We start from the raw sequence: 26,600 nt of genomic DNA, 5'->3' as shown, positions 1-26,600 counted from the left end.
CCAGCGAAGAGCTGTCGCCAGATTAGCCATGATGCGTCATGGTCTAACGACATCCCATCTACCGGTCGGCGCTAGTCGCCGCCCCGCAGGAGTTGGCACCGTTGCAGGTTTGATCCTGCAGGTTGCCCCGGCTTCAAAGGGCCTGTCCCTCAGCCGGTCTCGATGAGTGGAAAAGACTATAACCATGCATGGTTTTATCGTCAATGGACGTTTAGACGTCTAAACGTAAAAACGACCAGAAAGAACCTTAAATTCGCTACTTATGTGAAATAACCATATCTCCGCGACCCCGTGCCCAGTCATTAAGTGGCAGGCTATTTGGCCCGGCAGTACTCTCACGCCAATTTCACCCAAAACCTCAAAACTCGTCCTTATGAGCGTGATTCCCGATCTTTCCGCTGCCGTCGGCCACACCCCCCTGCTACGCCTTCGCAGCGCGTCGGCGCTGACAGGGTGCGAGGTGTTTGGGAAGGCCGAATTCCTCAACCCGGGGGGCTCGATCAAGGACCGCACCGCGCTTGGTCTGGTGCTGGATGCCGAACGGCGTGGTCTGCTTCGTCCAGGGGGCACGATCGTCGAGGGTACCGCCGGCAACACAGGTATTGGGCTGGCGCTAATTGGGGCCAGTCGCGGCTATCGATCTGTCATCTTCATGCCCGACACACAGAGCAGGGAAAAGATCGACGCGCTCCGAGTCGCGGGTGCTGAGGTACGTCTGGTGCCAGCGGTTCCGTTCAAGGATCCACGTCATTACGTCCATATCGCCCGCGCCTACTGCGAAAGCTTGAACGATGCTGCACCAGGTCGCGCGTGGTTCGGCAATCAGTTCGACAACACCGCCAATCGTGATTGGCATGAGGCCACTACAGGCGTTGAAATCTGGGAGCAGACGGATGGAAAGATCGATGGCTTCGTCTGTTCGGCGGGCACGGGCGGGACACTCGCTGGCGTCGGCCGCGCGCTGAAATCTCGCAACCCTGGCGTCAAAATCGCCCTTTCCGATCCCACGGGCTCCGCGTTGGCGAACTACGTCAATTGCGGTGAGCTCGTCGCTGAAGGTAGCTCCATCAGTGAAGGCATTGGATCCAGCCGAGTTACAGCGAATTTTCAGGATGCGTCGATCGATTTGGCTTGGTCGATTCCTGATCAGGAGTCGGTGCCTTTGTTACATCAGCTCCTGAATGAAGAGGGCTGGTGCGTCGGCGGCTCCAGCGGCGTGAACATCGCGGGAGCCATTCGGTTAGCCCGTGCATTGGGCCCAGGGCACACCGTGGTGACCGTTTTGAGCGATGCGGGAACACGCTATCAAGCGAAGCTATTCAATCCTGCTTTTCTCCGCGAAAAGGGCATTCCTGTGCCGGCATGGCTCGATAAATCTTTTTCGAGTTAATCCATCAAATCCATCAAATCCATCAGTGTGCGAGACATGGCGACGCTCGATGCTGCCGCACAAAGATGACCCTCGTTGAATTCAACGAGACCTGTTCATGTCTCAGCCTGATGCGGCCATGGCGTTTTCGCAAAAGTTTGGACGCTAAAAAACAAAACGGCTTCCTGTAACGGAAGCCGTTTGGCCGATGACTCTTGACGGTAAGTCGTTGCGGGTTCGCCCATGCGCATAAAGCAAAACGCCTTCCCGGTGAGGGAAGGCGTTTTTAGGATAAAGCCCCTGGCGGTGACCTACTCTTGCATGGGCAATGCCACACTACCATCGGCGCAGCTGCGTTTCACTTCCGAGTTCGGGATGGGATCGGGTGGGGCCACAGCGCTATAGCCGCCAGGGAAAGGGTTGAAGCAGCGCACGGGTGCGCCGGCTTCAAACTTTGAAGAGTCCAGCCATGGATGGCTGGTTTTGCTCTTCCGCGAGATAGATATCTCGCGTTGGATAAGGGGTAAACGAGTTGACAAGCGTCTGGTGAAGTTCCGGGATGTTTCGTTAGTCAATGCCACGAAGCGTCTTGGGGTTATATGGTCAAGCCGCACGGCTCATTAGTATGCGTTAGCTCAATGCATTGCTGCACGTCCACACCGCACCTATCAACCACCTAGTCTAGATGGGGCCTTAAGGAGAGTCGAACTCTCGGGAGATCTCATCTTGGGGCGTGCTTCCCGCTTAGATGCTTTCAGCGGTTATCACTTCCGTTCATAGCTACCGGGCAATGCCATTGGCATGACAACCCGAACACCAGCGGAACGTCCACTCCGGTCCTCTCGTACTAGGAGCAGCCCCCCTCAAATCTCCAACGCCCACGACAGATAGGGACCGAACTGTCTCACGACGTTCTGAACCCAGCTCGCGTACCACTTTAAATGGCGAACAGCCATACCCTTGGGACCGGCTACAGCCCCAGGATGTGATGAGCCGACATCGAGGTGCCAAACACCGCCGTCGATATGAACTCTTGGGCGGTATCAGCCTGTTATCCCCGGAGTACCTTTTATCCGTTGAGCGATGGCCCTTCCATACAGAACCACCGGATCACTAAGACCTACTTTCGTACCTGCTTGATCCGTCGATCTCGCAGTCAAGCACGCTTATGCCTTTGCACACAGTGCGCGATGTCCGACCGCGCTGAGCGTACCTTCGTGCTCCTCCGTTACTCTTTGGGAGGAGACCGCCCCAGTCAAACTACCCACCATACACGGTCCCCGATCCGGATTACGGACCTAGGTTAGAACGTCAAGCACTTCAGGGTGGTATTTCAAGGTTGGCTCCACCGAAACTAGCGTCTCGGTTTCATAGCCTCCCACCTATCCTACACAGAAGAACTCAACGTTCAGTGTAAAGCTATAGTAAAGGTTCACGGGGTCTTTCCGTCTTGCCGCGGGAACGCTGCATCTTCACAGCGATTTCAATTTCACTGAGTCTCGGGTGGAGACAGCGCCGCTGTCGTTACGCCATTCGTGCAGGTCGGAACTTACCCGACAAGGAATTTCGCTACCTTAGGACCGTTATAGTTACGGCCGCCGTTTACTGGGGCTTCGATCAAGAGCTTCGCCTTGCGGCTGACCCCATCAATTAACCTTCCAGCACCGGGCAGGCGTCACACCCTATACGTCCACTTTCGTGTTTGCAGAGTGCTGTGTTTTTGATAAACAGTCGCAGCGGCCAGGTTACTGCGACCCGCTAGTGCTCAGTCACGCATGTGACCACACCGGCGGGCGCACCTTCTCCCGAAGTTACGGTGCCATTTTGCCTAGTTCCTTCACCCGAGTTCTCTCAAGCGCCTTGGGATTCTCACCCTGCCTACCAGTGTCGGTTTACGGTACGGTTTGCTGTAGCTGAAGCTTAGTGGCTTTTCCTGGAAGCGTGGTCTCAGTCACTTCGCCCAAAAGGGCTCGTCTCGGTGCTCGGCGTATGTGATCCCGGATTTGCCTAAGATCACCGCCTACCTCCTTTCCCCGGGACAACCAACGCCCGGTAGACCTAACCTTCTCCGTCCCCACATCGCACTACAGTCAAGTGCTGGAATATTAACCAGCTTCCCATCGACTACGCATTTCTGCCTCGCCTTAGGGGCCGACTCACCCTGCGCCGATGAACGTTGCGCGAGGAAACCTTGGGCTTTCGGCGTGCGGGCTTTTCACCCGCATTATCGTTACTCATGTCAGCATTCGCACTTCCGATACCTCCAGCACGCTTCTCAACGCACCTTCACAGGCTTACGGAACGCTCCTCTACCGCGCACACTTGCGTGTGCACCCCGAGCTTCGGTGTATCGCTTAGCCCCGTTAAATCTTCCGCGCAGACCGACTCGACCAGTGAGCTATTACGCTTTCTTTAAAGGGTGGCTGCTTCTAAGCCAACCTCCTGGCTGTCTATGCCTTTCCACATCGTTTTCCACTTAGCGATAACTTGGGGACCTTAGCTGCGGGTCTGGGTTGTTTCCCTTTTCACGACGGACGTTAGCACCCGCCGTGTGTCTCCCGGATAGTCTGTCCTGGTATTCGGAGTTTGCCATGGTTTGCTAAGTCGCGATGACCCGCTAGCCATAACAGTGCTCTACCCCCAGGAAGATTCGTCCGAGGCGCTACCTAAATAGCTTTCGAGGAGAACCAGCTATCTCCACGTTTGTTTAGCCTTTCACTCCTATCCACAGCTCATCCCCATCTATTGCAACAGATGTGGGTTCGGTCCTCCAGTGCGTGTTACCGCACCTTCAACCTGGCCATGGATAGATCACGTGGTTTCGGGTCTACTGCCAGAGACTATGCGCCCTATTCAGACTCGGTTTCCCTTCGCCTCCCCTAGACGGTTAAGCTCGCCACTGACAGTAAGTCGCTGACCCATTATACAAAAGGTACGCAGTCACCCTTACGGGCTTCCACTGCTTGTACGTATACGGTTTCAGGGTCTATTTCACTCCCCTCTCCGGGGTTCTTTTCGCCTTTCCCTCACGGTACTTGTTCGCTATCGGTCAGTCAGGAGTATTTAGCCTTGGAGGATGGTCCCCCCATGTTCAGACAAGGTTTCTCGTGCCTCGCCTTACTCAATTTCATGCCATGTGCGCTTTCGTCTACGGGGCTATCACCCGCTACGGCCAGCCTTTCCAGACTGTTCGACTAACACATACGACACTTTTGGGCTGCTCCCCGTTCGCTCGTCGCTACTCAGGGAATCTCGGTTGATTTCTTTTCCTCCGGGTACTTAGATATTTCAGTTCCCCGGGTTCGCTTCCAACACCTATGAATTCAGTGCTGGATACTGCTTACGCAGTGGGTTTCCCCATTCGGACATTGCCGGATCAAAGCTTGTTGCCAGCTCCCCGACACTTTTCGCAGGCTGCCACGTCCTTCATCGCCTCTGACTGCCAAGGCATCCACCGTATACGCTTAGTCGCTTGACCATATAACCCCAAGTCGCCTCAGGGTTACTCCCATTCCTCCTCAGGAATTATAGGGAGTGCCAAACAACGCATTCGTCGTTGCCTCAACGACACATCTCGGTTTGGTTTCAAACCAAGACGCTTGTCAACTCGTTTACATTTTCAAAGATCACAAGCACGGCCTCAACGCCGCCTCGTTTCAAAATCTTTTGTGTGCGCTACACATCCGCTTACCGATAAAACTGGTGGAGCCAGTCGGGATCGAACCGACGACCCCCTGCTTGCAAAGCAGGTGCTCTCCCAGCTGAGCTATGGCCCCATACATGGGATCTCCAAGCTTGCATCTCGCTTCTTTCAAAGCGGCTGTGCTTGAAGAGTCCGGCCATGGATGGCCGGGTTCTTGTCGATGGATCGACACCCTAGTAATGGTGGGTCTAGGTGGACTCGAACCACCGGCCTCACCCTTATCAGGGGTGCGCTCTAACCACCTGAGCTACAGACCCATAAAGCTATAAAGACCCCCTCCCTTGCGGGATGGAGCCTTTCACGCCGTCGGCGTGCGGATGTGCAGGTGTCTTGTGTGGACGTCTTACGACAGAGGATCTGTCGTTCTCGAAAGGAGGTGATCCAGCCGCACCTTCCGATACGGCTACCTTGTTACGACTTCACCCCAGTCATGAACCACTCCGTGGTCGTCGCCCTCCTTGCGGTTAGGCTAACGGCTTCTGGAGCAACTCACTCCCATGGTGTGACGGGCGGTGTGTACAAGGCCCGGGAACGTATTCACCGCAGCATAGCTGATCTGCGATTACTAGCGATTCCGACTTCACGTAGTCGAGTTGCAGACTACGATCCGGACTGGGATCGGCTTTCTGGGATTGGCTCCACCTCGCGGTATTGCAACCCTCTGTACCGACCATTGTAGTACGTGTGTAGCCCTGGCCGTAAGGGCCATGATGACTTGACGTCATCCCCACCTTCCTCCGGTTTGTCACCGGCAGTCTCCTTAGAGTTCCCACCATTACGTGCTGGCAACTAAGGACAAGGGTTGCGCTCGTTGCGGGACTTAACCCAACATCTCACGACACGAGCTGACGACAGCCATGCAGCACCTGTGTTCTGGTTCCCGAAGGCACTTCCGCATCTCTGCAGAATTCCAGACATGTCAAGGCCAGGTAAGGTTCTTCGCGTTGCATCGAATTAAACCACATACTCCACCGCTTGTGCGGGCCCCCGTCAATTCCTTTGAGTTTCAGTCTTGCGACCGTACTCCCCAGGCGGCGAACTTAACGCGTTAGCTTCGACACTGATCTCCGAGTTGAGACCAACATCCAGTTCGCATCGTTTAGGGCGTGGACTACCAGGGTATCTAATCCTGTTTGCTCCCCACGCTTTCGTGCCTCAGCGTCAGTGTTGATCCAGATGGCCGCCTTCGCCACTGATGTTCCTCCCGATCTCTACGCATTTCACCGCTACACCGGGAATTCCACCATCCTCTATCACACTCTAGCTTTCCAGTATCCACTGCCATTCCCAGGTTGAGCCCGGGGATTTCACAGCAGACTTAAAAAACCGCCTACGCACGCTTTACGCCCAGTAATTCCGATTAACGCTTGCACCCTTCGTATTACCGCGGCTGCTGGCACGAAGTTAGCCGGTGCTTATTCCTCAGGTACCGTCAGCCCCACCGGGTATTAGCCGATGGTATTTCGCTCCTGATAAAAGTGCTTTACAACCCGAAGGCCTTCTTCACACACGCGGCATTGCTGGATCAGGCTTGCGCCCATTGTCCAATATTCCCCACTGCTGCCTCCCGTAGGAGTCTGGGCCGTGTCTCAGTCCCAGTGTGGCTGATCATCCTCTCAGACCAGCTATCGATCGTCGCCTTGGTGAGCCATTACCTCACCAACTAGCTAATCGAACATCGGTCCATCCAACCGCGCGAGGTCATTGCTGATCCCCCGCTTTCTCCCGTAGGACGTATGCGGTATTAGCGTAAGTTTCCCTACGTTATCCCCCACGTCTGGGCAGGTCCCGATGTATTCCTCACCCGTCCGCCACTCGCCACCCATCGTATTGCTACGACTGTGCTGCCGTTCGACTTGCATGTGTTAGGCATGCCGCCAGCGTTCAATCTGAGCCAGGATCAAACTCTTCACTTAAGTTTTCGAATGTCCGAAGACACTCTATCTTTCTGAAGCGTTGTCCTAACCGTAAAACGTCAGCTTTTTGAATTGACTCTTAGGTTAGACGCTTGCATTTATTGGACAGGTTTCCCTTCCATCGCAAGACGCCCACACAAGTCACCTGCGCACACTGTCAAAGATCGTCTCTACCAACCTCTTACGAGGCCGCCCCATGGGGACGTTTCGTCCGGGGTGAGCCGCCCATTCTACATCTCTTCCGACTTCCGTCAACACCCTCAGCGATGCTTTTTTGCTGAGGAGATTGCCGAGCGGAAGAGGTGCAACGGCGGGGTGGCGAATACTAGGGAGCGATTGCACGTTTGGCAAGCGATTGCGCGAAAAAATTTTTTCGCGTAGTGCGATGACGATCGCTTTCGTCGATGCGTGACATATCCGGCGCGACGATCTGCATCGTCGCACTCAAGCTCGCTACGCCTGTGTCAGCAATACGCGCGCGAAATTACGCTTGCCGATCTGCAGAACACCTTCGAATCCCGGCGTGAACATCCGCTGCGCATCTTCGACAACTTCCGCATCGATGCGCACCGCACGCTCCTTGAGCTTGCGATTTGCCTCTGCGTTACTCGGCGTAAGGCCTGCGGCTGTGAGCAATGCTGGCAAACGCAAGCCTTCTACCGGCACGGCAATTTCGGTGAGTGGCAAAAGGCTGGTATCGCCTTCGCCGCGCACGACCGCATGCCAGCCTGCAATAGCCTGTTCCGCCGCGGCCGCACCATGGAAACGCGCGGCAAGTTCGCGTGCTAAACGCAGCTTTGCATCGCGCGGATTGAGTGCGCCGCTCGCTACGTCACGCTTCATCTGCGCAAGCTCATCGAGCGACACGTCAAAGCTCAGCAGCTCGAACCAACGCCACATCAGATCGTCGCCGATCTTCAACGTCTTGGTGACGATATCGATCGCCGGCTCGTTGATGCCAATGTAGTTGCCCAATGATTTGGACATCTTGTTGACGCCATCGAGGCCTTCGAGCAGCGGCATCGTCAACACGATTTGCGGGGGCTGACCGTGATGCTCCTGCAGCGCGCGTCCCATCAGCAGGTTGAATTTCTGATCCGTGCCGCCAAGCTCGACGTCGCACTTGAGCGCGACCGAGTCGTACCCCTGCGTGAGCGGATACAGGAATTCGTGAATCGCAATAGGCTGCTGCGAGGCGAAGCGCTTGGCGAAATCGTCGCGCTCGAGCATACGCGCCACGGTGTGCTGCGCGGCGAGCTTGATCATATCCGTCGCGGTCATCTGACCGAACCATTCGGAATTGAAGCGCAGCTCGGTTTTTTCGCGATCCAATACCTTAAAAACCTGCTCCGCATACGTTTCCGCATTCGCCAGCACATCCTCGCGGGTGAGCGGTTTGCGGGTAACGTTCTTGCCGGTTGGATCGCCGATCATGCCGGTGAAATCGCCGATCAGAAAAATCACCTGGTGCCCGAGATCCTGGAATTGCCGCATTTTGTTGAGCAGCACGGTGTGGCCTAGGTGCAAATCCGGCGCGGTCGGATCGAAGCCCGCCTTGATGCGAAGTGGACGCCCAAGCTTGAGTCGCTCGACCAACTCTTCCTTTTTGATGATCTCGTCGGCGCCTCGCGCAATGGTGGCAAGGGCCTGGTCAAGCTCGTTCATGTATTCCTCGTGATTTAGTTGCTTAGGCAGCCAAATAGGTGATGGCCACCGTCAATACCGTTAATTGTGCGTTAACCGGAAACATCATGCAAACCATTGATGGAAAAGGCATTGACGCCCTTTGCACAAGGTCGTTATGGTACGCGGCAATTGATACTTTGTACCGCGGGGGCGGTCGCACGATGAATAATAAGAATAAGGTCCGCTAGCGATGGCTGAAGGCAAGCTCGACGCGCGCGCCGCGCGCAAACAGGCCATCCGCCGCAAGGCCCAACGCCGCCACTCACACTTCTACCAGCACTGCTCGCACTGGTCGTTCAACCGCCAGAGTGAAGGCACGCCTATTCATTGGTATCGCGAACGCTGGATGCTCGCGGCAACCGCGCTGTTGATCACGTTGCTTTCCGGCTTCCTGATTCCTGCGTGGGCAACCGCGATGAAGCCCACCGCGATCGAGCCCGTTGAACACACACTGCTCCCGCTCGCTCTGCCGAAGATCGAAGCCCCCACGCTCAAGGCACCTGCAGTGGAAGATTGGCGCGTAGTGCAGGTTCGTCCCGGTCAAACGCTTTCCGATATTTTCCAGAGCCAGGGTTTGAGCCTGACGGATCTGCAACACGTTGTAGACAGCGCAGGCGATGCAAAATCTGCGCTGCATCATATTCAGCCGGGTCAGGAATTCGATTTCCTGATCGGTCGCAACGGTGGCCTTGAAGGCATTCGTTTTGACAAGGACGAAGCCACACGTGCTGTGATCCGCCTCGACGGTGCCACGCCTGCCGAAACCATCGTCGCACGCACCGTCGAAGCGCGTGAGCAGGTTGCACACGGCGTGATCGACGATTCGCTCTTTGCGGCGGCTGCGAAAGCAGGCCTGAGCAACGCGATGGTGATCAAGCTCGCCGACCTGTTCAAGTACGACGTCGACTTCGTGCAGGACTTGCGCGTGGGCGACAGCTTCACCGTGGTTTACGACACCGTGTATCGCGACGGTGCGTATCTGCACGAAGGCGATATCGTGGCAGCCGAGTTCGTCAACCAAGGCCATCGTTATACGGCGTATCGCTTCAAGCGCGCCGATGGAAGCATCGGTTGGTTCAGCGAAGACGGTCGCCCGATCCAGAAATCCTTCCTGCGCATTCCGGTGGATTTCACGCGTATTTCCTCGCCCTTCAGCGCGGCGCGTATGCATCCCATTCTTGGTTTGATGCGCGCGCACAAAGGTGTCGATTACGCCGCACCAACGGGCACACCGATTCACGCTGCTGGCGATGGCGTGATTAAGTTCCGCGGATGGATGAATGGCTACGGCAACTTTGTGATCATCCAGCACGATTCGCACATCAGCACGGCGTATGGGCACATGTCTCGCTTTGCGACAGAACACATCGGTCAACACGTGCACCAAGGCGACATCATCGGTTTCGTCGGCATGACGGGCTTGGCGACCGGCCCCCATCTGCACTACGAATTCCGCGTTGACAACGTACAGCGCAATCCGCAAACGGTGACGCTGCCCAAGCCGGAGCCACTGGCCGGCGCGCAAATGGCGATGTTCCAGAGCAACGCGGTGAAGCCGCAGCTTGCACGCTTGATGGAAATCGACAACAACTACAAGCTTGCGCGCGCTGATTCCACCAAGCGCAGCGACGACTGAGCCATCACGTGGATGACGCTTCGGCGCTTTACATCGGTCTGATTTCCGGCACCAGCGCCGACGGCATCGATGCCGCGCTGGTGCGATTCGAGCAGAACACACCCAAGCTTGTGCATGCGCTCACGCATCCGTGGCCGGATGCGTTGCGCACGCAGATTCTGCGTGTCGCGCAGGGCGAAGCAAAACTCGACCTGGATGATTACTGTCGCCTCGACGTGGCGATCGGACGCGTTTTTGCCGATAGCGTGCAGGAACTTCTTGAGCAGAGCGGGACGTCATCGGCGTCGGTGCGTGCTGTTGGCTCGCACGGCCAGACCATCCGTCATCGGCCAACAGGCGATTTCCCTTTCACGCTGCAAATTGGCGATGCGAGCGTGATCGCCGAACGCAGCAATATAGATGTCGTGGCGGATTTTCGTCGTGCCGACGTCGCAGCCGGCGGACAGGGTGCACCGCTATTACCTGCCGTCCATGCCATGCTGTTGGCTAAACCTGGTCATACGCGTGTGGTGCTCAATCTTGGCGGCATCGCCAACATCACTGTGCTTTCGGCGAACGGTGACGTGCTCGGCTTTGACACGGGGCCGGCGAACGGGCTGCTCGATGCGTGGTGCTTGCGACATCGCGGCGAAGCGTTCGATCGGGATGGTGCTTTCGCGGCGAGCGGTCGCGTCGATGAAACACTTCTCGCCACGCTTCTGCAGGATCCCTATTTCGCGTTGCCACCGCCGAAAAGCACGGGGCGTGAACACTTTCATCTTGCGTGGCTGGATGCGCAACTGGAATCGATAAGTCGATCGGCCGCCGATGTTCAAGCAACGCTGCTCGAACTCACCGCGCGAAGTGTTGTGAATGCGATTGTGCAACATGCATCTGACGCCTCCGATGTGCTGATGTGCGGCGGTGGCGTACACAACAACGTTCTGGTCCAGCGGCTTGGCGCATTGTTGCAACCGCGCGCGCTGCGTAGCACCGCGGATGAAGGCGTCGATCCGGATTATCTGGAAGCCACGGCTTTTGCGTGGCTTGCCCGGCAGCGCCTGCTCGGATTGCCGGGTAACTTGCCTGCCGTGACCGGCGCAAGCGGATTGCGGATATTGGGCGCGATCTACGCAGCACCCCGCGCACTCCGCTGATCCATCGATCGACGAGAGATCAGCGACGTCCCGTCGCAAGCTGCTCGGGGCGCGCCACGGAGAGTGCCTGCATCGCTTCCTTGAAGGCTGCCTGCTCGCTTGCGTCCCACTCGTTGGCGGGCGCAGCGAGCTCTTTCGACTCGCGCGAACTTTCTGCAAGCAGGCCTGCACTCTCGGAAACACCCAAACCGTGGCGAAGCGCCTGCAGCACAACGTCGTTGACTGCCAACTGACGTTCTTTCGCCAGCATCTTTATGCGCTCGACCATAAGGCGGTCGATGTGTCGAATCATGATATCCGGCATATGGCTCCACTCCGTGCCACGTAGCCCCTGTGACTGGATGGTCGCCAACGCTGCGTCCGTGAGCAATCACCATGGCGGCGATTCGTGGGCCAGTTGGCAATTGCGATGTGAATGCGTCGCTAAAGGCGTTTAGTTAACTGTTTGCGTCGGGTTGCTCACGACGAAAACGTGGCCACAGCAAGCCAAAAAGCAGCATGGCGGGCAGTATGGAAAGCACCGTGATCAGGAAATAACTTCCGTATCCGAGCGCCGTCACAATGCCGCCCGCGAAGAAGCCGAGCACTTTTCCAGGCAGATTCACCAGCGAACTCAGCAACGCGTATTGCGTCGCTGTATGCCGGCGATTCACGAGCAACGACAGAAACGCCACCGTCGGCGGCCCCAGCAAACCTTCCGCGAAATTCTGACCGGAAATCGCGAGAGTAAGGATGGATAGCTCACCGTGTCGCGTGAGCAGTAACGTGTAAAGCAAGTTGCTGCAGCTTTCCAACACGATCGCCACGCCAAGCGTACGCCATGCGCCCCAGCGCGCGACGGCCGCACCACCCACGAATGCACCGGCAATACCAATCCAGACACCATAGATCTTCGTCACCGCTCCAATTTCGGTTTTGGAAAAACCCATGTCGCGATAGAACGGGCTCATCACGCCGCCTACGATGGCTTGCTCAGGAACCTTGAACAGTAAAATGAAGAGCAGAAGCAGGAGCGCAAGCTTCCAGCTGTAGCGACGAAAGAAATCCGCGAAAGGATCGATCACACCTTCCTGCATGGCGCCACGCCATGAGTGGGGTGTCGGATGGCGCACATCCGGCTCGCGCATCACGAGCGTGGTGATGATCGGAACCACCATCAACGCCGCCATGAACACGTAGACCAACGTCCATGCGATGTGATCGGCAAGGATCACCGCCACTGCACCGGCCATCAACAACCCGATTCGATACCCCAGTGAATAGGTCGCCACCAGCGCGCCTTGCGCCGACGCGGGTGCAATCTCAATACGATAGGCATCGATCGCGATGTCTTGCGTGGCACCCATAAAAGCCACGAGCAAAGTCGCAACGACGAACAGCGGAAGTTGATGCGGCGTTAATACCGCCATACCCATCAATCCGATGAGCACGCCTAACTGCGCGAACAACAGCCAGCCTCGGCGTTGACCCAGCCGACCGAAAAATGGCAGCCGCGAATGATCGAGCAACGGCGCCCAGAGAAATTTGAACGCATACGTCATGCCCGCACTGGCAATCATCGTAATATCGGCCAGCACGATGCCGTTTTCTTTCAACCAAAACGCAGCCGTTCCCGCGACAAGCAAAAACGGCAATCCAGAAGAGAACCCCAACAGGCACAGCGTCCACGCAGCGGGCTGCGAAAACGAGCGCCATATGGATGGCTTGGCCGCCGGTGAAGCCACGGACTCAGTCGGCATAGTCGACGATGTAAGGCGCGTGATCGGAGAAGCGTTCGTCGCGGTAGATGGAACAATGCTTGAGGCGATCACGCAGTGACGGCGTCACAACCTGATAGTCGATACGCCATCCCACGTTGTTTTCGCGCGCACGGCCGCGATTGGACCACCACGTGTATTCCACCGCATCCGGCTTGAGTGCGCGGAAACTGTCGACCCATCCCCGCTTGTGGAACAGCATATCCAGCCACGCGCGCTCTTCCGGCAAGCAACCGGAATTTTTCTGATTGGAGCTCCAGTTCTTGATGTCGTCCTTGGTATGCACGATGTTCCAGTCGCCACAAATGACGTAGTCGCGTTTGCTCTTGAGCCATTTGTCAAAGATCGGCGTGATCCACTCCATCACCTTGAACTTGAACTGCTGGCGTTCGTCGCCCGACGATCCGGAGGGCACGTACAGCGACACCACGCTCAGATTGCCAAAGCGCGCTTCGACGTAACGACCTTCGTTATCGAATGCATCCCAGCCCAGTTCGGTGATGACCTTGTCGGGCTCGCGCTTGGCGTAGATGGCGACACCGCTGTAACCCTTCTTGCTGCTGGCGTCGCGATAAAAGCAGTGATGCCCGTCGGGACGAAACATGGGATCGGTCAACTGGTCTTCCTGCGCTTTGGTTTCCTGCAGGCAGACGACATCTGCGCGCTGTTTTCGCAGCCATTCGAACACACCTTTGTTCGCGGCGGAGCGGATGCCATTGGCGTTCAGGCTGACGATGCGCATGGGCGTTCCTGTTGGGCGTTGCTCGTGTGATGCGCCATCATAGCAATCATGGAGAAGTCAGCCGCCATCCGTGTTATGCAGGTCACGCCCGATTGGCGGCCGGCCCTGCTGCAACTGCGCGTCACCGCACCGCAGCGGGATTTCGTCAGCGACATCGCACCTTCGCTGGACGACGCCGAACGCTGTCCCGGCAGCACGCCCATGGTCATTCTTCGGAACGATGAACCTATCGGCTATTACCGGATTGAAATGCACGCCGCGAGCATCGCCGAGCGCGAATACGACCGCCCTGCGGTGGGCCTGCGTTCCTTTTTCATCGATCACCGATGGCAGGGACAAGGACTCGCGTCGCGAGCACTTGCGGCCGCTATCGACGATCTCTCCACGCGCCACCCGCACGCGCAATTGTTGGTGCTGCTGGTGAACTGTCGTAACCTCGCCGCGCTGCGCCTGTATCTGCGCGCCCGCTTCATCGATACCGGACAGCTGTACCATGGCGGGCGAGCCGGGCCGCAACACTTGCTGTGGCGAGAGCTGCCCTGAACTTCGACGACCCCAAGAGAAAATCCCCGTGCACGACTATCAGCGCGACTTCATCGAACTGACCCTGCAGCGCGATGTGCTGCGTTTTGGCGAGTTCACGCTCAAATCCGGCCGTCAGAGTCCGTATTTCTTCAACATGGGACGCATCGATTCGGGCGCGGCGTTGGCCCGGCTTGGCCGCGCCTATGCCGCCGCGGTGGTCAATTCCGGATTGGCGATCGATATGCTGTTCGGCCCCGCCTACAAAGGTATCGCCCTTGCCGCCGCAACGGCGATGGCACTCGCCGACGAACATGGCCGCGACCTGCCCTGGGCCTATAACCGCAAGGAAGCGAAGGACCATGGCGAAGGCGGCGTGCTGGTGGGTGCACCACTGAAGGGTCGCGTGCTGATCGTCGACGATGTGATGACGGCCGGTACGGCCGTGCGTGAATCCCTGTCGCTGATTCGTGCGCAAGGCGCTACGCCTGCCGGCGTGCTGATCGCACTGGATCGTCAGGAACGGGGCCAGGGCGATCTGTCCGCCGCGCAGGAAGTGCAGCGCGATTACGGTATCCCGGTGGTGGCCATCACGGGATTCAGCGACGTACTTGCTTACGCTGGCGAACGGCCGGATCTTGCGGCCGAGCACGAGCGCCTGCTCGCCTACCGCGAACGTTATGGCGTGAAGGAATGAACCACCCGTTGCAGTGAATTCAGTCACGTTGGCGCATACCTGCCGTCCATCTTGTCAAAACCCGCGGCTATACTGGGACGAGGAGGGAGTCATGCGTCGATTCGTGTTCATCACGTCCGTTGTCTTTTCGCTCGGTCTCGTCGGGGTGGCCTTTGCACAGGCGACGGCCAAGGTTCATTACCGCTGGGTAGACACCGGTGGCCAGACGCATTTCAGCGACAGCCTCACGGATGATGCCGTGCGGTTCGGCTACGACGTGATCAACAACGACGGCCAGGTCGTGACCCACGTTTCACGCGTCATGACTCCGGCCGAACGCGCCGCCGCGCAAAAACAAGCAGCTGCGCAAGCGGCCCAGCAAAGCGCCATCGAGGCACGCAAGCGCGAAGATCTGAATCTGCTGAACACCTATCCCGACGAGGATGCGCTGAAGCAACAGCAGCAGGAAGTCCTGGAAAGTCTCGACGAGCAGATGTCCACGACGCGCGTCAATCTGCATACGCAGGATGCCGCACTGACGGATCTGCTCAATCGTGCCGCTGACAATGAACGTGCGAAGCAAGCCATACCGAAATCGCTTGCCGATCAGATCGCCGCACAGCGCAACGTTGTCGCCAACGAACGCGAGCTACTGCATCGTCAACAGGCCAATCGTGAGACCGTCGTGCAACAGCAGGCGCAAGACCTGCAGCACTATCGCGACCTCAGGGCTAAGGAAAAGGACGAGCGCGGTTACTGATGGCAGAGCGGGCGACGCAACGTCACCCGCTGCACTGGTTTCAGAACGGCAACTTCAGCGTCGGATCGACCGCCAGCATCTGTGAGCGGAACAGATCCTGGATGCGCTTGAGCGCTTCGGCATTGTCGGCATCAAAGCGCAAGACCAGGATCGGCGTCGTATTGGACGGACGTACCAATCCCCACCCATCCGGCCAATCGGCGCGTACACCATCGATGGTCACCAGCGTCGCGTCGCCGAAGCTCGCCTTTTCACGGAATTTCTCCATGAAGCGATAGTGCTCACCCTCGGCCATCTCGACCTTGAGCTCCGGTGTGGAAACACCTTTCGGACAGGTGGCGAAGATCTGCTCGGGCGTGCGGCCTTCGAGGTCGCCAGCGAGAATTTCCAGCAGACGCGCGCCGGAATAGATGCCGTCGTCGAAGCCGTACCAGCGTTCCTTGAAGAAGAAGTGGCCGCTCATTTCGCCGGCCAGCTCTGCGCCCGTTTCGCGCATTTTCGCCTTGATCAGCGAATGTCCCGTGCGCCACATCAGCGGGCTGCCGCCGGCATCGAGGATCTGGCCCTTCAGATGCCCGGTGCACTTCACGTCATAGATGATTGTGGCACCCGGCTGGCGCGACAGCACATCGCGCGCGAACAGCATCAGCATGCGGTCCGGGAAGATGATTTCGCCGGCGCGCGTGACCACGCCCAGGCGATCGCCATCACCATCGAAGGCGATGCCAAGATCCGCACCCGTCTGTTTTACCGAGAGGATCAGGTCCTCAAGATTGTGCGGATCGGATGGATCGGGATGATGATTGGGGAAGTTTCCATCCACTTCGCAATACAACGGAATCACGTCGCAACCGATGCCTTCGAGCACCTGCGGCGCGATAGCGCCAGCAATGCCGTTGCCGCAATCGACGACGAGTTTAAGCCTGCGCTCGGTCTGAACGTCCGATGTGATGCGCTCGATGTAGTCGGGCACCACGTCTACATGGCGCAGGTTGCCTTTGTCATCGCTTTCCAGCGCATTCGTGACGATTCGCTGGTAGAGATCCTGGATCGCATCTTCCGAAAGCGTCTCTCCGCCCACCACAATCTTGAAGCCGTTGTAGTCGGGCGGGTTGTGACTGCCCGTTACCGCAACACCGCAACCGGTATTGAAGCGAAAGGCCGCGTAATACACCACTGGCGTCGGCACTGCGCCGATGTCGATGACATCGATGCCCGCTGCACGCAGACCATCGGACAACGCGCCCGCAAGTTCCGGACCGGAAAGACGACCATCGCGCCCCACCACCATTTCGCGCAAACCTTTTTCGCGCATGACGGTGCCGATCGACTGACCAAGAAGCTTGGCGACAGGCGCCGTCAAACTTTTGCCCACGACACCGCGAATGTCATAGGCGCGGAAAATGGTGGGGTCCACCGTAACCGGAGCGGCTGCAGGCGGCTTGGCGATCGGCCGCGGCGCGGCAGGACGAACGACTGGCACGGCAGGTTCGGGCGCAGGTTGTTTAGCAATAACGTCTGACAAACTTTCTTCCTCAACAGAAGCGACAACACGTCGACGCGTCGGCGATGTGCGCGCGTACAACCAAAACAGACCCACGGCAGCCGCCAGGCCAAGCAGGCTCAAAACCATCGCAATAGGCACCGACTGCGGCAACACGATGTAGGCGCCGGGCAAAACAGCCACCACGTTAAAGCTGCTGCCCGGGACGGGCTTGCCGTCCGGCTCGGCGTCGATGGCGGCCGAACTGCCATGCGCCAGCAGTTGCAGATTCTCACCGCGATCGCTGCTCTGATGCAGCTCAAGCCGCCCACCACCCGTGGCGAGGTTGTTGAATCGATCAGCCAGCGGCGCGAAAGGAAATTCGATCCACGCCCATGCAAGCGGCTTTTGTTGCGAGCCCAGCGGCAACACCATGGTGAGGCGGCGCACGCCCTTGTTGGTCTGCGATTGAACTGGCGGCGCACCTTCCGCGTCAGGCGCGGCCATCAGTTGCGCGGCTTTCGCATAGCCAAAGTCGTGGTAGTTCGCGTGCAGCACTTCGTCCAGGCCGCCGCTGTAAAGCTCCACGTTGCTGGCTTGTGGCAATCGCTGCTTGAGCGCTGCAAGCACCGCATCCGAAGTTCCCGGAAGACCGCTCGTATCCGCAGCGGAAACGGCCCAATTCGCCTGATCGTGCAGCGTGGAAATTTCTTCGCCAAGCACGCGCACGGCATCATCCTGCGCGGCATGGATTTGTCGTATGGCACCGCCTTGATTGCCGATCAACCATGTTTGCCAGACACAAAACACGGCAAAGGCCAGCAGCAAGGTGCCGCCAGCGAGCATCAGCAATCTGTCCCATCGCACCTGCACATTCGGCAAACGCAATTGTGCGCCGCTCATCGCCATGCCCCATTCCCCACGTGTCTCAATGTTTCCCGGTGGATCCGAATCCGCCGTCGCCCCTCTGCGACGGCACAAATTCGTCAACGATTTTCAATCGCGCCTCTGCAACCGGCACGAGCAACAACTGCGCAACACGCTCGCCAACGCCGATGGTGTACGGCTGCGTACCGCGGTTCCAGCACGAAATCATGAGCGGGCCCTGATAGTCGGCATCGATGACACCTACCAGATTGCCCATCACCAAACCGTGTTTGTGACCGAGTCCCGATCGCGGAACGATCAAGGCACACCAGCCTGGATCGCCGATATGAATCGCCATGCCACTGGGAACGAGTGCGCTTTCGCCTGGGGATAACGTCAACGGTTGTTCCAGCGCGGCTCGTAAATCCATGCCCGCACTGCCCGCTGTAGCGGCTTGCGGTAGAGGAATGCTGTCGCCCAGGCGGGGGTCGAGAATCTTCAGTTCGACATCGATCATCCTCGCACCGCCTTGTAACGGGTGGCGATGCGCTCGATCAGCTGATGCGCGAGCGATGCTTTGTCGGCACGCGGCAATTCGGCCGACCCGTCGGGCCAATACAGCGTGATCGCATTGTCGGCGGTTTCAAATCCCAGCCCATGACCAACTTGATTGGCGGCGATCATGTCCAATCCCTTGCGTTGCAGTTTGTCGCGCGCATAGCTCTCTACGTTTTGCGTTTCAGCAGCGAATCCAACCAGGAACGGATGCACGCGCTGCGCCGACAGGCTGGCGAGGATGTCCGGGTTTTCCGCGAGTTGCAGCGTCAGGTCCGAGCCCGACTGCTTCTTCAATTTGTGTTCGGATACCGCGTTGGGGCGGTAGTCGCCTACGGCGGCCGCACCGATATAGATATCTGCATCGGCCGCCGCTTTCGTCACCGCCGCATGCATTTGCGCGGCACTACGCACGTCGATGCGTTCGGCGACGCCGTGCGGCGTTGCCAGCGTCACGGGACCGGCCACCAGCGTCACCTGCGCACCGGCTTGTGCAGCCGCTTCGGCAACGGCGAAACCCATGCGCCCGGAACTGCGATTGCCGATGAAACGCACGGGATCGATGTCCTCATACGTCGGACCGGCGCTGACGACGACTTTCTTTCCCTGCAGCACGCGATCGCCAAACGACGCGACGATGGCTTCACGCAGCTCGTGCGGTTCAAGCATGCGCCCGGAGCCCACTTCGCCACAGGCTTGATCGCCCGCAGCAGGACCGAGGATATGCACCCCGCGCGAGCGCAACGTGGCGAGATTGGCCTGTGTCGCGGCGTGCGCCCACATCTGCTGATTCATGGCTGGCGCCAGATAGACCGGCGCAGCGGTAGCGAGGCACAGCGTCGTCAGCAAATCGTTGGCGTGACCGTGCGCAAGACGGGCCATCAGGTCGGCACTGGCCGGTGCGATGAGCACGCGCTCAGCCCAGCGCGCCAACTCGATATGACCCATCGCCGCTTCGGCCGACTCATCCCACAAGCTCGTACGCACGGCTTCGCCGGAGAGCGCCTGAAAGGTGGTCGGGGTCACGAAGCGGGTCGCGTTTTCCGTCATCACGACACGCACGTGCGCGCCCAGATCGCGCAAGCGGCGGACGAGTTCGCAGGATTTGTAGGCGGCGATGCCACCTGACACCCCTAGCAATATGCGGCGTTGGGCAAGACTCATGGTGTAAGCAGGGCCTGACTTTCAGCTAGACGGCTAGCTTACCGGATTCATGTACGGCAACTGCTGCCCCGATCGCATCGGCAGCTTCAAGCTGACAGCATGAGTATTCGAGACTGGCCCGAAGGCGAACGTCCCCGCGAAAAATTGCTGAGCCATGGCAGCGCCGCCTTGTCCGACGCGGAGCTGCTCGCCGTTCTGCTGGGTAGCGGTGTGCGCGGCAAGGACGCCATCGCACTAGGACGGGAATTGCTGACGCGCGCCGGCAGTCTTGGCGCGCTGCTGGGCCGGCCCGATCAGGACATTCGAGCCAACGGCCTGGGACCAGCAAAGCGCGCGCGGATTGCCGCGGCACTCGAACTGGCTCGCCGCAGTCTCGCCGAACAGCTGACCGAACGCCCCGCCCTGGCCAGTCCCAGCGACAGCGGCGATTACCTCACCGCCCGCCTGCGTCATCTGCCTTATGAAGTTTTCGGCTGCCTTTATCTCGACAACCGGCATCGCGTGCTGGCCTTTGAAGAATTGTTCCGGGGCACGATTGACGGTGCGAGCGTGCACCCGCGGGAAGTGGTCCGCGCGTGCCTTCGGCACAACGCGGCGGCAGTGATCTTCGCCCATAACCACCCCAGCGGCGTTGCCGAACCGAGCGCGGCGGATCAGGCCATCACCCGCGAATTGGGACAGGCGTTGCGGCTGGTCGGGGTCCGGGTGCTGGACCATCTGGTCATCGGGCACGCCCAACCCGTCTCGATGGCAGCGCGCGGTTTGCTCTAGATTCCCGTTTCCGGGGCAAAAAAAAACGGCGCGACCGAGAGGTTCGCGCCGGCGGCCGCATGAGGGGAGGGTATAGCGGGATGCGGCAGTCCCGTATCGATCCGGCGGGGGAGACGCCAGTGATACCCGCGCATTGTCGCGGCGCGTCATGACTGGGTTGTGACATGCGGTATGCAGGTTCGCTTGAGCGAGGTGGCAAGACTTATGCACATTGACGCCGCAGCGCCACTTACAGGCATATTACTGAAGATCACATCAACTTAGTTATTTAAACTATTGATGTAGAACAATTAATTGAATGACAGCTTCATTTCCGCTGGACTTTTCCGGGGCAGCCTCTACAGCGCCTCAACTTTCCCCACAGACTTATCCACAGCTCGACCCGCCGCGTTGCAGCAGGAACCCCTCCCGCTACGGGAACCGTCTGAAATAGCGCTGAAACGAGGGCCCGACGCGCTTGGTCTGATAGGATGCGCGGTCCCATCCCTGACGATCTCGACCCGTGAAAGACGCGCTGCACGAACTGGTCTTCAAGGCCATCCAGAACCTTCAGAGCGATGGCACCCTGCCTGAGGGCGTCGAGCCGCCCCATTTCGTGATCGAGCGCACCCGAAGCCGCGAACACGGCGATTTCGCCACGAACGCCGCCATGCTGATGGCCAAGCCGGCACGCGCGAAACCGCGCGATCTGGCCGAAAAGCTGGTCGCTGCGCTGCCTGCCAATACGTTGATCGGCAAAGTGGAGATCGCAGGCCCGGGTTTCATCAACTTCTTTCTGGCGCAGGACGCCTATCACGCCGAGGTGCGCCGCATCCTCGCCGACGGCGACGCCTACGGACGCAGCCATAGCGGCGCTGGGAAAACGGTCGGCGTGGAATTCGTTTCGGCCAATCCGACCGGTCCGCTGCACGTTGGTCATGGCCGCAACGCCGTGATCGGCGATTGCCTCAGCCGTCTGTTCGACGCCACCGGCTGGAACGTCAAGCGCGAGTTCTACTACAACGACGCCGGCGTGCAGATTCAGAACCTGGCCATTTCGGTGCAGGCGCGCGCGCGCGGCATTGCGCCGGGCGATGCGGGCTGGCCGGAAGACGGCTATCGCGGCGATTACATCGCCGATGTCGCCAAGGCGTATCTGGCTGGCGAATCCGTAACGGCCGACGGCCACACGGTCACTGGCGCAAAAAATCCCGACGACCTCGACGCCATCCGCCGCTTCGCCGTGGCGGCGCTGCGTCACGAACAAGACCTCGACCTGAAAGCGTTCGGTGTCGATTTCGATGTGTATTTCCTGGAGTCGTCGCTCTACACCGACGGCAAGGTCGAGGAAACGGTGCGCGAATTGCTCGCGCACGGCCACACCTACGAAGAAGGCGGCGCCCTATGGCTGCGCACTACCGACTTCGGCGACGACAAAGATCGCGTGATGCGCAAATCCGACGGCACCTACACGTATTTCGTGCCGGATGTCGCCTATCACATGAGCAAGTGGCAACGCGGTTACGAAAATGCCGTTACGGTGCTAGGCGCCGATCATCACGGCACCTTGGCGCGCGTGAAAGCAGGCTTGCAGGCACTGGACGTCGGCATTCCCAAGGATTGGCCGCACTACGTGCTGTACCAGATGATCACCGTGATGCGCGGCGGCGAGGAAGTGAAAATTTCCAAGCGCGCAGGCAGCTATCTCACGCTGCGCGATCTGATCGACGAAGCCGGTCGCGACGCCACACGTTATTTCCTGATCTCGCGCAAGGGCGATTCGCAGCTGGTTTTCGACATCGACCTCGCGCGCTCGCAGAGTAACGACAATCCGGTGTATTACATCCAGTACGCGCACGCACGCGTGTGCAGCGTGTTACGTCAGGCAGCCGAGAAAGGTTTTGCTGTCGACTTGGTGAACGGTCAGGCGCATCTGTCGCGTCTTGATAACGAGCATGAGCAGATTCTGCTGACGGAACTGTCCAAGTATCCGGAAATGGTCGAGAACGCCGCTGCCAATCTGGAACCGCAACTTCTCGCAGCCTGGTTGCGCGAACTGGCGAATGCGTTCCACACCTACTACAACTCGCATCAGTTCCTGGTCGATGATAAGGATGTGCGCGACGCGCGCTTGGCCTTGGTGATTGCCACGCGGCAAGTTCTGAAGAATGGTTTGGATTTGTTGGGCCTCAGCGCCCCGGAGAGCATGTAATGGCAACACGCAAGGGCAAAGGCCGGCAGGCTGTTCGCAACAGCGGCGGCGGATTTCCGGCTTGGGCGGGAATACTTATCGGCGTGCTGATCGGCGCCCTCGTCGTGGTCGTGCTGATGCGTCATTCCATGGTGCCGATGGCGCCGAAAGGTCCGCAGCCGAATCCGGAAGCGACCGCACAGCCGGGTAGCGACGAAGGTCTGCAGCCGACGACCAGCACGACGGCGCCGAAGAAACCGCAATACGACTTCTACTCCGTCCTGTCGGAGAAAGAAGTGCGCATTCCGGATTCGGAAATCAGTGCGCAGGCGAAAGCCGAGCAGCAACAACAGGCCGCGCAACAGCAAGCCACCACGCCGGCACCGGCGCAGCAACTGCCACCGAACGCGCCAAAGGCTGTTACGCAGAACATCACGGCAGCCCCCGCTTCCGCCGTAGCAGCGCCAGCGGCCAGCCCTGCAACGAGTGGCTATCTGCTCCAGGTTGGCGCGTTCCCAAGCGCTGCCGATGCGGAGACACTGAAAGCCAAACTTGCGCTGCAGGGCTTCGTCGCCAATGTGCAGTCGGTCAACGTCGGCGGTCAGACTTATCATCGCGTGCGCCTGGGACCGTTCCATTCGGCAACCGATCTTGAATCGACCAAGCAGCGTCTCTCCGCCGCGGGCATTCCTGCCATTGCGTTGAAAGAAGGCAAGTAATCCTCGCGCTTGTTATGCAAAAGGCCACGCAAAGCGTGGCCTTTTTTATGTTCGACCTAAAGCGAAGCTGCCCGATGTTTCAGTGAGCTCGTTTCAGCCGTATCAGGCCAGAAATATCGTCATCGCCGTGACCTTGCTTCATCAGTTCGGCATAGTCCGCCAACGAACGCTCGACAACGCTGCGCGATGTACCCGCTTTTTCAGCGATACCACGCACGATGCCAAGATCCTTGTGCAACAGCGACAGCTTGAACCCGACGCTGAATTCGTTCTTCAACATCGTCGCGCCGCGCTTTTCGAGGAACCAGTTGCCAGCGGCACCCGCACCCAAGGTGGGGATGAGACGTTCCGGATCGAGACCTAATGCCTCACCCAGCGCCAGGCCTTCGCAAACGGCTTGCGCGATGCCGGCAACCAACACCTGATTCACCGCCTTGGTCGCCTGGCCAGCACCCACGTCGCCGAGATGCGTGACGCGCAACGCATACGACTCAAGCACCGGTCGCGCACGCTCCAGCACGTTCGCATCGCCACCAACCATCACCGACAACTTGCCGTTCTTCGCACCTTCAACGCCGCCGGAAACCGGCGCATCAAGAAAGTGCGCACCGACTTCTTTCAGGCGTGCAGCTGCTTTCTTCGCCGTCTCAGGATCGACGGTGGAGTGATCGATCACGATCGTCCCGGGACGCACATGCGGCGCGAGCGCCTCAACGGTGTTGAGCACATCGGCATCCGCCGTCACGCATAGCGCGATCACGTCACATTGCGGCGCCAGCTCCGCCAAGGTTGCCGGCGCAGTGACGCCCAGTTCGCGCGCCAACTGCTCGGCTTTCGCTTGCGTGCGATTGGCCACCGCATACAACAGGCCATGTTGCTTCAGATGTCCGGCCATCGGTGCGCCCATCGCGCCCAAACCGATAAAAGCAGCCTTCAAAGTCATGCGTTGTCCTTCACGTTCTCAGTCGTTGTTCAACGCACGATGCACATCGTGCGTCACGAACGGGTCTTCGGGTTTCGGTGGCTCAAGCCAGTGCGGCCGCGAAAGCGTGTGCCGCATATCGGTCAAACCGCTCTGCCAGTGCTCATGCATCGTCGTGACACTGAACTCGTAATCCTTGTAATGCCCTTCGTAGGGCTTGTCACGATAAATCAGGTGGATGAGATTGGTCAGTGCGCCGTTGGCTTGTTGCTCGGCCCGGCGATAGGCTGGATCGTTGCGCTTGTCTTCCGGCACCAGCTTCATCACGTCATGCAGGAAACGCTGTTGCTCCCGGGTCAGGCGCATGTATTCGGTGACCAGACGCGTGCGGCTGGAGAACTGGATGTCCTTGCTGCGCTCGGCAACCATGCTCATATCGCGCGGCAATGCTCCGCAGGCACTCCATAGATCGACCTGGAAGATCAGCGCATCGCGATGCGGCTGGTCGGACAGCACCTTGTAGAGTGGCGTATTGGAGACCATGCCGCCATCCCAGTAATACTCCCCGTCGATTTCGACCGCGGGAAACCCGGGTGGCAATGCGCCCGACGCCATGAAGTGTTCCGGCCGCAGTTTGTGATGGCGATTTTCGAAATACGCGAAATTGCCCGTGCGCACATTCACTGCACCCACCGACACACGCATCGAGCGCTGATCGTTGATGCGGTCGAAATCCGCCAGTCGTTCCAGTGTTTCGCGTAGCGGTGCGGTGTCATACCAGCTTGCGGTCGCTGGCGTGCCGTGCAACTGCAGCACCGGCGGCGGCATGCGTGGCTGGAAGAACCCTGACTGCCCTTCGGTCAGCGCGCGCCACGCCGCGAGTGTGTTGACGCCATCGCGGAATATCTGCGGCCACGTCATCGTTTCCGGCCACGGCAACGCCGGGCGATTGGGCCAGAACGCGGACTTGCAGATCGTTTCCCAAAACTCGGTCAGTTTTTCGACGCGATCTTCGGGCGCGTTGCCCGCGATGATGGCGGCGTTCAACGCACCGATGGAAATGCCTGCAATCCAGTTCGGATGCAACCCCGCTTCGCTGAGCGCCTGATACACACCCGCCTGATACGCACCCAGCGCGCCACCGCCCTGGAGAACCAGGGCCGTGACTTTGTAAGCATCCTGCGCGGGATGGTGCGCAGCGACTTTTGGCGTCGACGCCTTTTGCTCAGTCATGGAACGCCTCTATGCAGCGAGATAATCGTGAACCACTGTGCCCAGATCGAGCGTGAGATCAGTGATGTAATGCAGCGCCGATTCGATCTTAAGCACGGGCAGATCAGCAACCGGTGCCAATGCGTGCGGATGAAGCTCCAGCGAAGCGGGACCCGTCCACGCACCTTTCAGCGTGACGTTGCTGGTGTAGTAACGCACCAGCTCGCAGATGCGTGGTGTGCCGTCGACATGCGGAATGATTTTGAGCAAATAGTTCGGCGCAGCGAGACCGGCAAGAATCGCAGCCTGATCCGCAGGACGATGCTTGAATCCCATCGTCGCCTTGGCCACGCGCACCTTGCCGTAATCGAGCGTGCCAACCAGCGTATCGATTTCGGTATCCAGCACGGGGCTGGCGAGTTTCTTCGGAAAACCCCACAGCTCGCGGCCACCGGCAATCGGCGGATGATCGTTGAGATACATGGAGTGAACGTAACCGCCACGTTGGCCGTTGAAGGTTACGGGAATCACCTGTCCCGATTCGGTGTAGTCACCGAAACCGGTGGAATCGGGCATGCGAATGAATTCGTATTTCACCAGCGGCTCGGTGACTTCGAGCGGTTCCGGCACAACAGCACGCAGCGCGTCCATGTCCGTGCGATAGGTGATGACGAGGAATTCGCGATTGACGAAACGATACGGGCCGGGCGGGAACGCCGGGCTTGTCAGCGGCATAGCGAATGCGTTGGCTTTGACGTCGGCGATTTTCATGAGCGCTTCCTAGTGAAGGTTTTGCGTGGCATCCAACTTCAACTCACCACTACCTACCCCCTC

19 protein-coding genes, 2 tRNA genes, 3 rRNA genes and 1 riboswitch are annotated in these 26,600 nt (G+C 58.8%); of the genes, 9 read left to right on the top strand and 15 right to left on the bottom strand.

The genetic code is table 11. The features are described 5' to 3' along the window. Positions 1 to 51: 51 nt before the first annotated feature. Positions 52 to 169, bottom strand: a riboswitch (SAM riboswitch). Positions 170 to 373: 204 nt separating this feature from the next. Further along, complete coding sequence (locus tag EKH79_RS14310) at positions 374 to 1,390, top strand: cysteine synthase A (RefSeq protein ID WP_126674521.1); 1,017 nt, start codon at positions 374 to 376, stop codon at positions 1,388 to 1,390. Positions 1,391 to 1,667: 277 nt separating this feature from the next. On the opposite strand, the gene rrf is transcribed toward EKH79_RS14310, so the two are convergent. The 6 genes from rrf to tyrS form a co-directional block, all read right to left on the bottom strand. After that, positions 1,668 to 1,782, bottom strand: a 5S ribosomal RNA gene (rrf, locus tag EKH79_RS14305). A 186-nt stretch (positions 1,783 to 1,968) separates the two neighbouring features. Continuing rightward, positions 1,969 to 4,847: ribosomal RNA gene (locus tag EKH79_RS14300) — 23S ribosomal RNA — on the bottom strand. A 222-nt stretch (positions 4,848 to 5,069) separates the two neighbouring features. Continuing rightward, positions 5,070 to 5,145 (bottom strand) — tRNA-Ala (locus tag EKH79_RS14295). Positions 5,146 to 5,252: 107 nt separating this feature from the next. Continuing rightward, positions 5,253 to 5,329, bottom strand: a tRNA-Ile gene (locus EKH79_RS14290). 112 nt (positions 5,330 to 5,441) lie between these two features. Then, positions 5,442 to 6,988: ribosomal RNA gene (locus EKH79_RS14285) — 16S ribosomal RNA — on the bottom strand. Together the 16S, 23S and 5S rRNA genes with 2 tRNA genes alongside form the textbook arrangement of a ribosomal RNA operon. 453 nt (positions 6,989 to 7,441) lie before the next feature. Then, positions 7,442 to 8,653 carry a tyrosine--tRNA ligase gene (gene tyrS, locus EKH79_RS14280; RefSeq protein ID WP_126674520.1) on the bottom strand — a complete coding sequence of 404 codons (1,212 nt, stop codon included), beginning with the start codon at positions 8,651 to 8,653 and terminating at the stop codon, positions 7,442 to 7,444. 211 nt (positions 8,654 to 8,864) lie between these two features. On the opposite strand from tyrS, the gene EKH79_RS14275 reads away from it, so the two are divergent. Next, positions 8,865 to 10,310, top strand: a complete 1,446-nt coding sequence (locus EKH79_RS14275; RefSeq protein WP_126674519.1) for an OapA family protein — start codon at positions 8,865 to 8,867, stop codon at positions 10,308 to 10,310. Between the two features lie 8 nt (positions 10,311 to 10,318). Beyond that, on the top strand, positions 10,319 to 11,446 hold the full coding sequence (locus tag EKH79_RS14270; RefSeq protein WP_126674518.1) for an anhydro-N-acetylmuramic acid kinase: 1,128 nt from the start codon (positions 10,319 to 10,321) through the stop codon (positions 11,444 to 11,446). 19 nt (positions 11,447 to 11,465) lie between these two features. Here the strand turns inward: EKH79_RS14270 and EKH79_RS14265 are convergent, their stop codons facing one another. The 3 genes from EKH79_RS14265 to EKH79_RS14255 form a co-directional block, all read right to left on the bottom strand. Then, positions 11,466 to 11,750, bottom strand: coding sequence for a hypothetical protein (locus EKH79_RS14265; protein ID WP_126674517.1), 285 nt, complete (start codon positions 11,748 to 11,750; stop codon positions 11,466 to 11,468). 133 nt (positions 11,751 to 11,883) lie between these two features. Further along, positions 11,884 to 13,185, bottom strand: coding sequence for an AmpG family muropeptide MFS transporter (locus EKH79_RS14260; RefSeq protein ID WP_425478508.1), 1,302 nt, complete (start codon positions 13,183 to 13,185; stop codon positions 11,884 to 11,886). Continuing rightward, on the bottom strand, positions 13,175 to 13,945 hold the full coding sequence (locus tag EKH79_RS14255; protein ID WP_126674516.1) for an exodeoxyribonuclease III: 771 nt from the start codon (positions 13,943 to 13,945) through the stop codon (positions 13,175 to 13,177). The genes EKH79_RS14260 and EKH79_RS14255 overlap by 11 nt, the downstream gene beginning before the upstream one ends. 48 nt (positions 13,946 to 13,993) lie before the next feature. Between EKH79_RS14255 and EKH79_RS14250 the strand changes: the two genes are divergently transcribed. The 3 genes from EKH79_RS14250 to EKH79_RS14240 all read left to right on the top strand — a co-directional run bounded on the left by EKH79_RS14250 (position 13,994) and on the right by EKH79_RS14240 (position 15,903). Next, complete coding sequence (locus EKH79_RS14250; RefSeq protein ID WP_126674515.1) at positions 13,994 to 14,488, top strand: GNAT family N-acetyltransferase; 495 nt, start codon at positions 13,994 to 13,996, stop codon at positions 14,486 to 14,488. 28 nt (positions 14,489 to 14,516) lie between these two features. Further along, positions 14,517 to 15,164: an orotate phosphoribosyltransferase gene (gene pyrE / locus EKH79_RS14245; protein ID WP_126674514.1), complete on the top strand. Its 648-nt coding sequence runs from the start codon at positions 14,517 to 14,519 to the stop codon at positions 15,162 to 15,164. A gap of 91 nt (positions 15,165 to 15,255) precedes the next feature. Further along, on the top strand, positions 15,256 to 15,903 hold the full coding sequence (locus EKH79_RS14240) for a DUF4124 domain-containing protein (protein ID WP_126674513.1): 648 nt from the start codon (positions 15,256 to 15,258) through the stop codon (positions 15,901 to 15,903). Between the two features lie 40 nt (positions 15,904 to 15,943). On the opposite strand, the gene EKH79_RS14235 is transcribed toward EKH79_RS14240, so the two are convergent. Genes EKH79_RS14235 through coaBC form a run of 3 tightly spaced genes read right to left on the bottom strand, consistent with a single transcriptional unit; the run spans position 15,944 to position 19,972 of the window. After that, positions 15,944 to 18,295 carry a phosphomannomutase/phosphoglucomutase gene (locus tag EKH79_RS14235; protein ID WP_126674512.1) on the bottom strand — a complete coding sequence of 784 codons (2,352 nt, stop codon included), beginning with the start codon at positions 18,293 to 18,295 and terminating at the stop codon, positions 15,944 to 15,946. Positions 18,296 to 18,314: 19 nt separating this feature from the next. Then, a complete protein-coding gene (dut, locus tag EKH79_RS14230) occupies positions 18,315 to 18,770 on the bottom strand; it encodes a dUTP diphosphatase (protein WP_126674511.1) in 456 nt (151 codons plus the stop codon). After that, positions 18,767 to 19,972, bottom strand: coding sequence for a bifunctional phosphopantothenoylcysteine decarboxylase/phosphopantothenate--cysteine ligase CoaBC (gene coaBC / locus EKH79_RS14225; protein ID WP_126674510.1), 1,206 nt, complete (start codon positions 19,970 to 19,972; stop codon positions 18,767 to 18,769). Before coaBC ends, dut begins: the two co-directional genes overlap by 4 nt. 99 nt (positions 19,973 to 20,071) lie before the next feature. Between coaBC and radC the strand changes: the two genes are divergently transcribed. The 3 genes from radC to EKH79_RS14210 all read left to right on the top strand — a co-directional run bounded on the left by radC (position 20,072) and on the right by EKH79_RS14210 (position 23,632). Continuing rightward, a complete protein-coding gene (gene radC / locus EKH79_RS14220) occupies positions 20,072 to 20,743 on the top strand; it encodes a RadC family protein (RefSeq protein WP_126674509.1) in 672 nt (223 codons plus the stop codon). Between the two features lie 502 nt (positions 20,744 to 21,245). Then, positions 21,246 to 22,934: an arginine--tRNA ligase gene (gene argS, locus EKH79_RS14215; protein WP_126674508.1), complete on the top strand. Its 1,689-nt coding sequence runs from the start codon at positions 21,246 to 21,248 to the stop codon at positions 22,932 to 22,934. Next, complete coding sequence (locus EKH79_RS14210) at positions 22,934 to 23,632, top strand: SPOR domain-containing protein (RefSeq protein WP_126674507.1); 699 nt, start codon at positions 22,934 to 22,936, stop codon at positions 23,630 to 23,632. The genes argS and EKH79_RS14210 overlap by 1 nt, the downstream gene beginning before the upstream one ends. A 79-nt stretch (positions 23,633 to 23,711) precedes the next feature. Here the strand turns inward: EKH79_RS14210 and EKH79_RS14205 are convergent, their stop codons facing one another. The 3 genes from EKH79_RS14205 to EKH79_RS14195 are packed head-to-tail and all read right to left on the bottom strand — an operon-like array spanning position 23,712 to position 26,537. Beyond that, positions 23,712 to 24,575 (bottom strand): NAD(P)-dependent oxidoreductase, encoded by an 864-nt coding sequence (locus EKH79_RS14205; protein WP_126674506.1) that lies wholly within the window; start codon positions 24,573 to 24,575, stop codon positions 23,712 to 23,714. 18 nt (positions 24,576 to 24,593) lie between these two features. Beyond that, complete coding sequence (locus EKH79_RS14200) at positions 24,594 to 25,787, bottom strand: DUF3734 domain-containing protein (protein WP_126674505.1); 1,194 nt, start codon at positions 25,785 to 25,787, stop codon at positions 24,594 to 24,596. Positions 25,788 to 25,796: 9 nt separating this feature from the next. Further along, positions 25,797 to 26,537 carry an acetoacetate decarboxylase gene (locus EKH79_RS14195; RefSeq protein ID WP_126674504.1) on the bottom strand — a complete coding sequence of 247 codons (741 nt, stop codon included), beginning with the start codon at positions 26,535 to 26,537 and terminating at the stop codon, positions 25,797 to 25,799. Between the last annotated feature and the right edge of the window lie 63 nt (positions 26,538 to 26,600).

This window comes from Dyella dinghuensis (genome assembly GCF_003977615.1).
Lineage (GTDB): Bacteria > Pseudomonadota > Gammaproteobacteria > Xanthomonadales > Rhodanobacteraceae > Dyella_B > Dyella_B dinghuensis.
The sequence above is the reverse complement of the archived record's forward strand: the minus strand, read 5'-3'. Positions and strand labels throughout refer to the sequence as shown.

Coding starts and splice junctions, on each gene's coding strand:
- EKH79_RS14310 (WP_126674521.1), top strand. CDS start 374: ATGAGCGTGATTCCCGATCTTTCCGCTGCCGTCGGCCACACCCCCCTG.
- tyrS (WP_126674520.1), bottom strand. CDS start 8,653: ATGAACGAGCTTGACCAGGCCCTTGCCACCATTGCGCGAGGCGCCGAC.
- EKH79_RS14275 (WP_126674519.1), top strand. CDS start 8,865: ATGGCTGAAGGCAAGCTCGACGCGCGCGCCGCGCGCAAACAGGCCATC.
- EKH79_RS14265 (WP_126674517.1), bottom strand. CDS start 11,750: ATGCCGGATATCATGATTCGACACATCGACCGCCTTATGGTCGAGCGC.
- EKH79_RS14260 (WP_425478508.1), bottom strand. CDS start 13,185: ATGCCGACTGAGTCCGTGGCTTCACCGGCGGCCAAGCCATCCATATGG.
- EKH79_RS14255 (WP_126674516.1), bottom strand. CDS start 13,945: ATGCGCATCGTCAGCCTGAACGCCAATGGCATCCGCTCCGCCGCGAAC.
- EKH79_RS14250 (WP_126674515.1), top strand. CDS start 13,994: ATGGAGAAGTCAGCCGCCATCCGTGTTATGCAGGTCACGCCCGATTGG.
- EKH79_RS14240 (WP_126674513.1), top strand. CDS start 15,256: ATGCGTCGATTCGTGTTCATCACGTCCGTTGTCTTTTCGCTCGGTCTC.
- EKH79_RS14235 (WP_126674512.1), bottom strand. CDS start 18,295: ATGGCGATGAGCGGCGCACAATTGCGTTTGCCGAATGTGCAGGTGCGA.
- dut (WP_126674511.1), bottom strand. CDS start 18,770: ATGATCGATGTCGAACTGAAGATTCTCGACCCCCGCCTGGGCGACAGC.
- coaBC (WP_126674510.1), bottom strand. CDS start 19,972: ATGAGTCTTGCCCAACGCCGCATATTGCTAGGGGTGTCAGGTGGCATC.
- radC (WP_126674509.1), top strand. CDS start 20,072: ATGAGTATTCGAGACTGGCCCGAAGGCGAACGTCCCCGCGAAAAATTG.
- EKH79_RS14210 (WP_126674507.1), top strand. CDS start 22,934: ATGGCAACACGCAAGGGCAAAGGCCGGCAGGCTGTTCGCAACAGCGGC.
- EKH79_RS14205 (WP_126674506.1), bottom strand. CDS start 24,575: ATGACTTTGAAGGCTGCTTTTATCGGTTTGGGCGCGATGGGCGCACCG.
- EKH79_RS14200 (WP_126674505.1), bottom strand. CDS start 25,787: ATGACTGAGCAAAAGGCGTCGACGCCAAAAGTCGCTGCGCACCATCCC.
- EKH79_RS14195 (WP_126674504.1), bottom strand. CDS start 26,537: ATGAAAATCGCCGACGTCAAAGCCAACGCATTCGCTATGCCGCTGACA.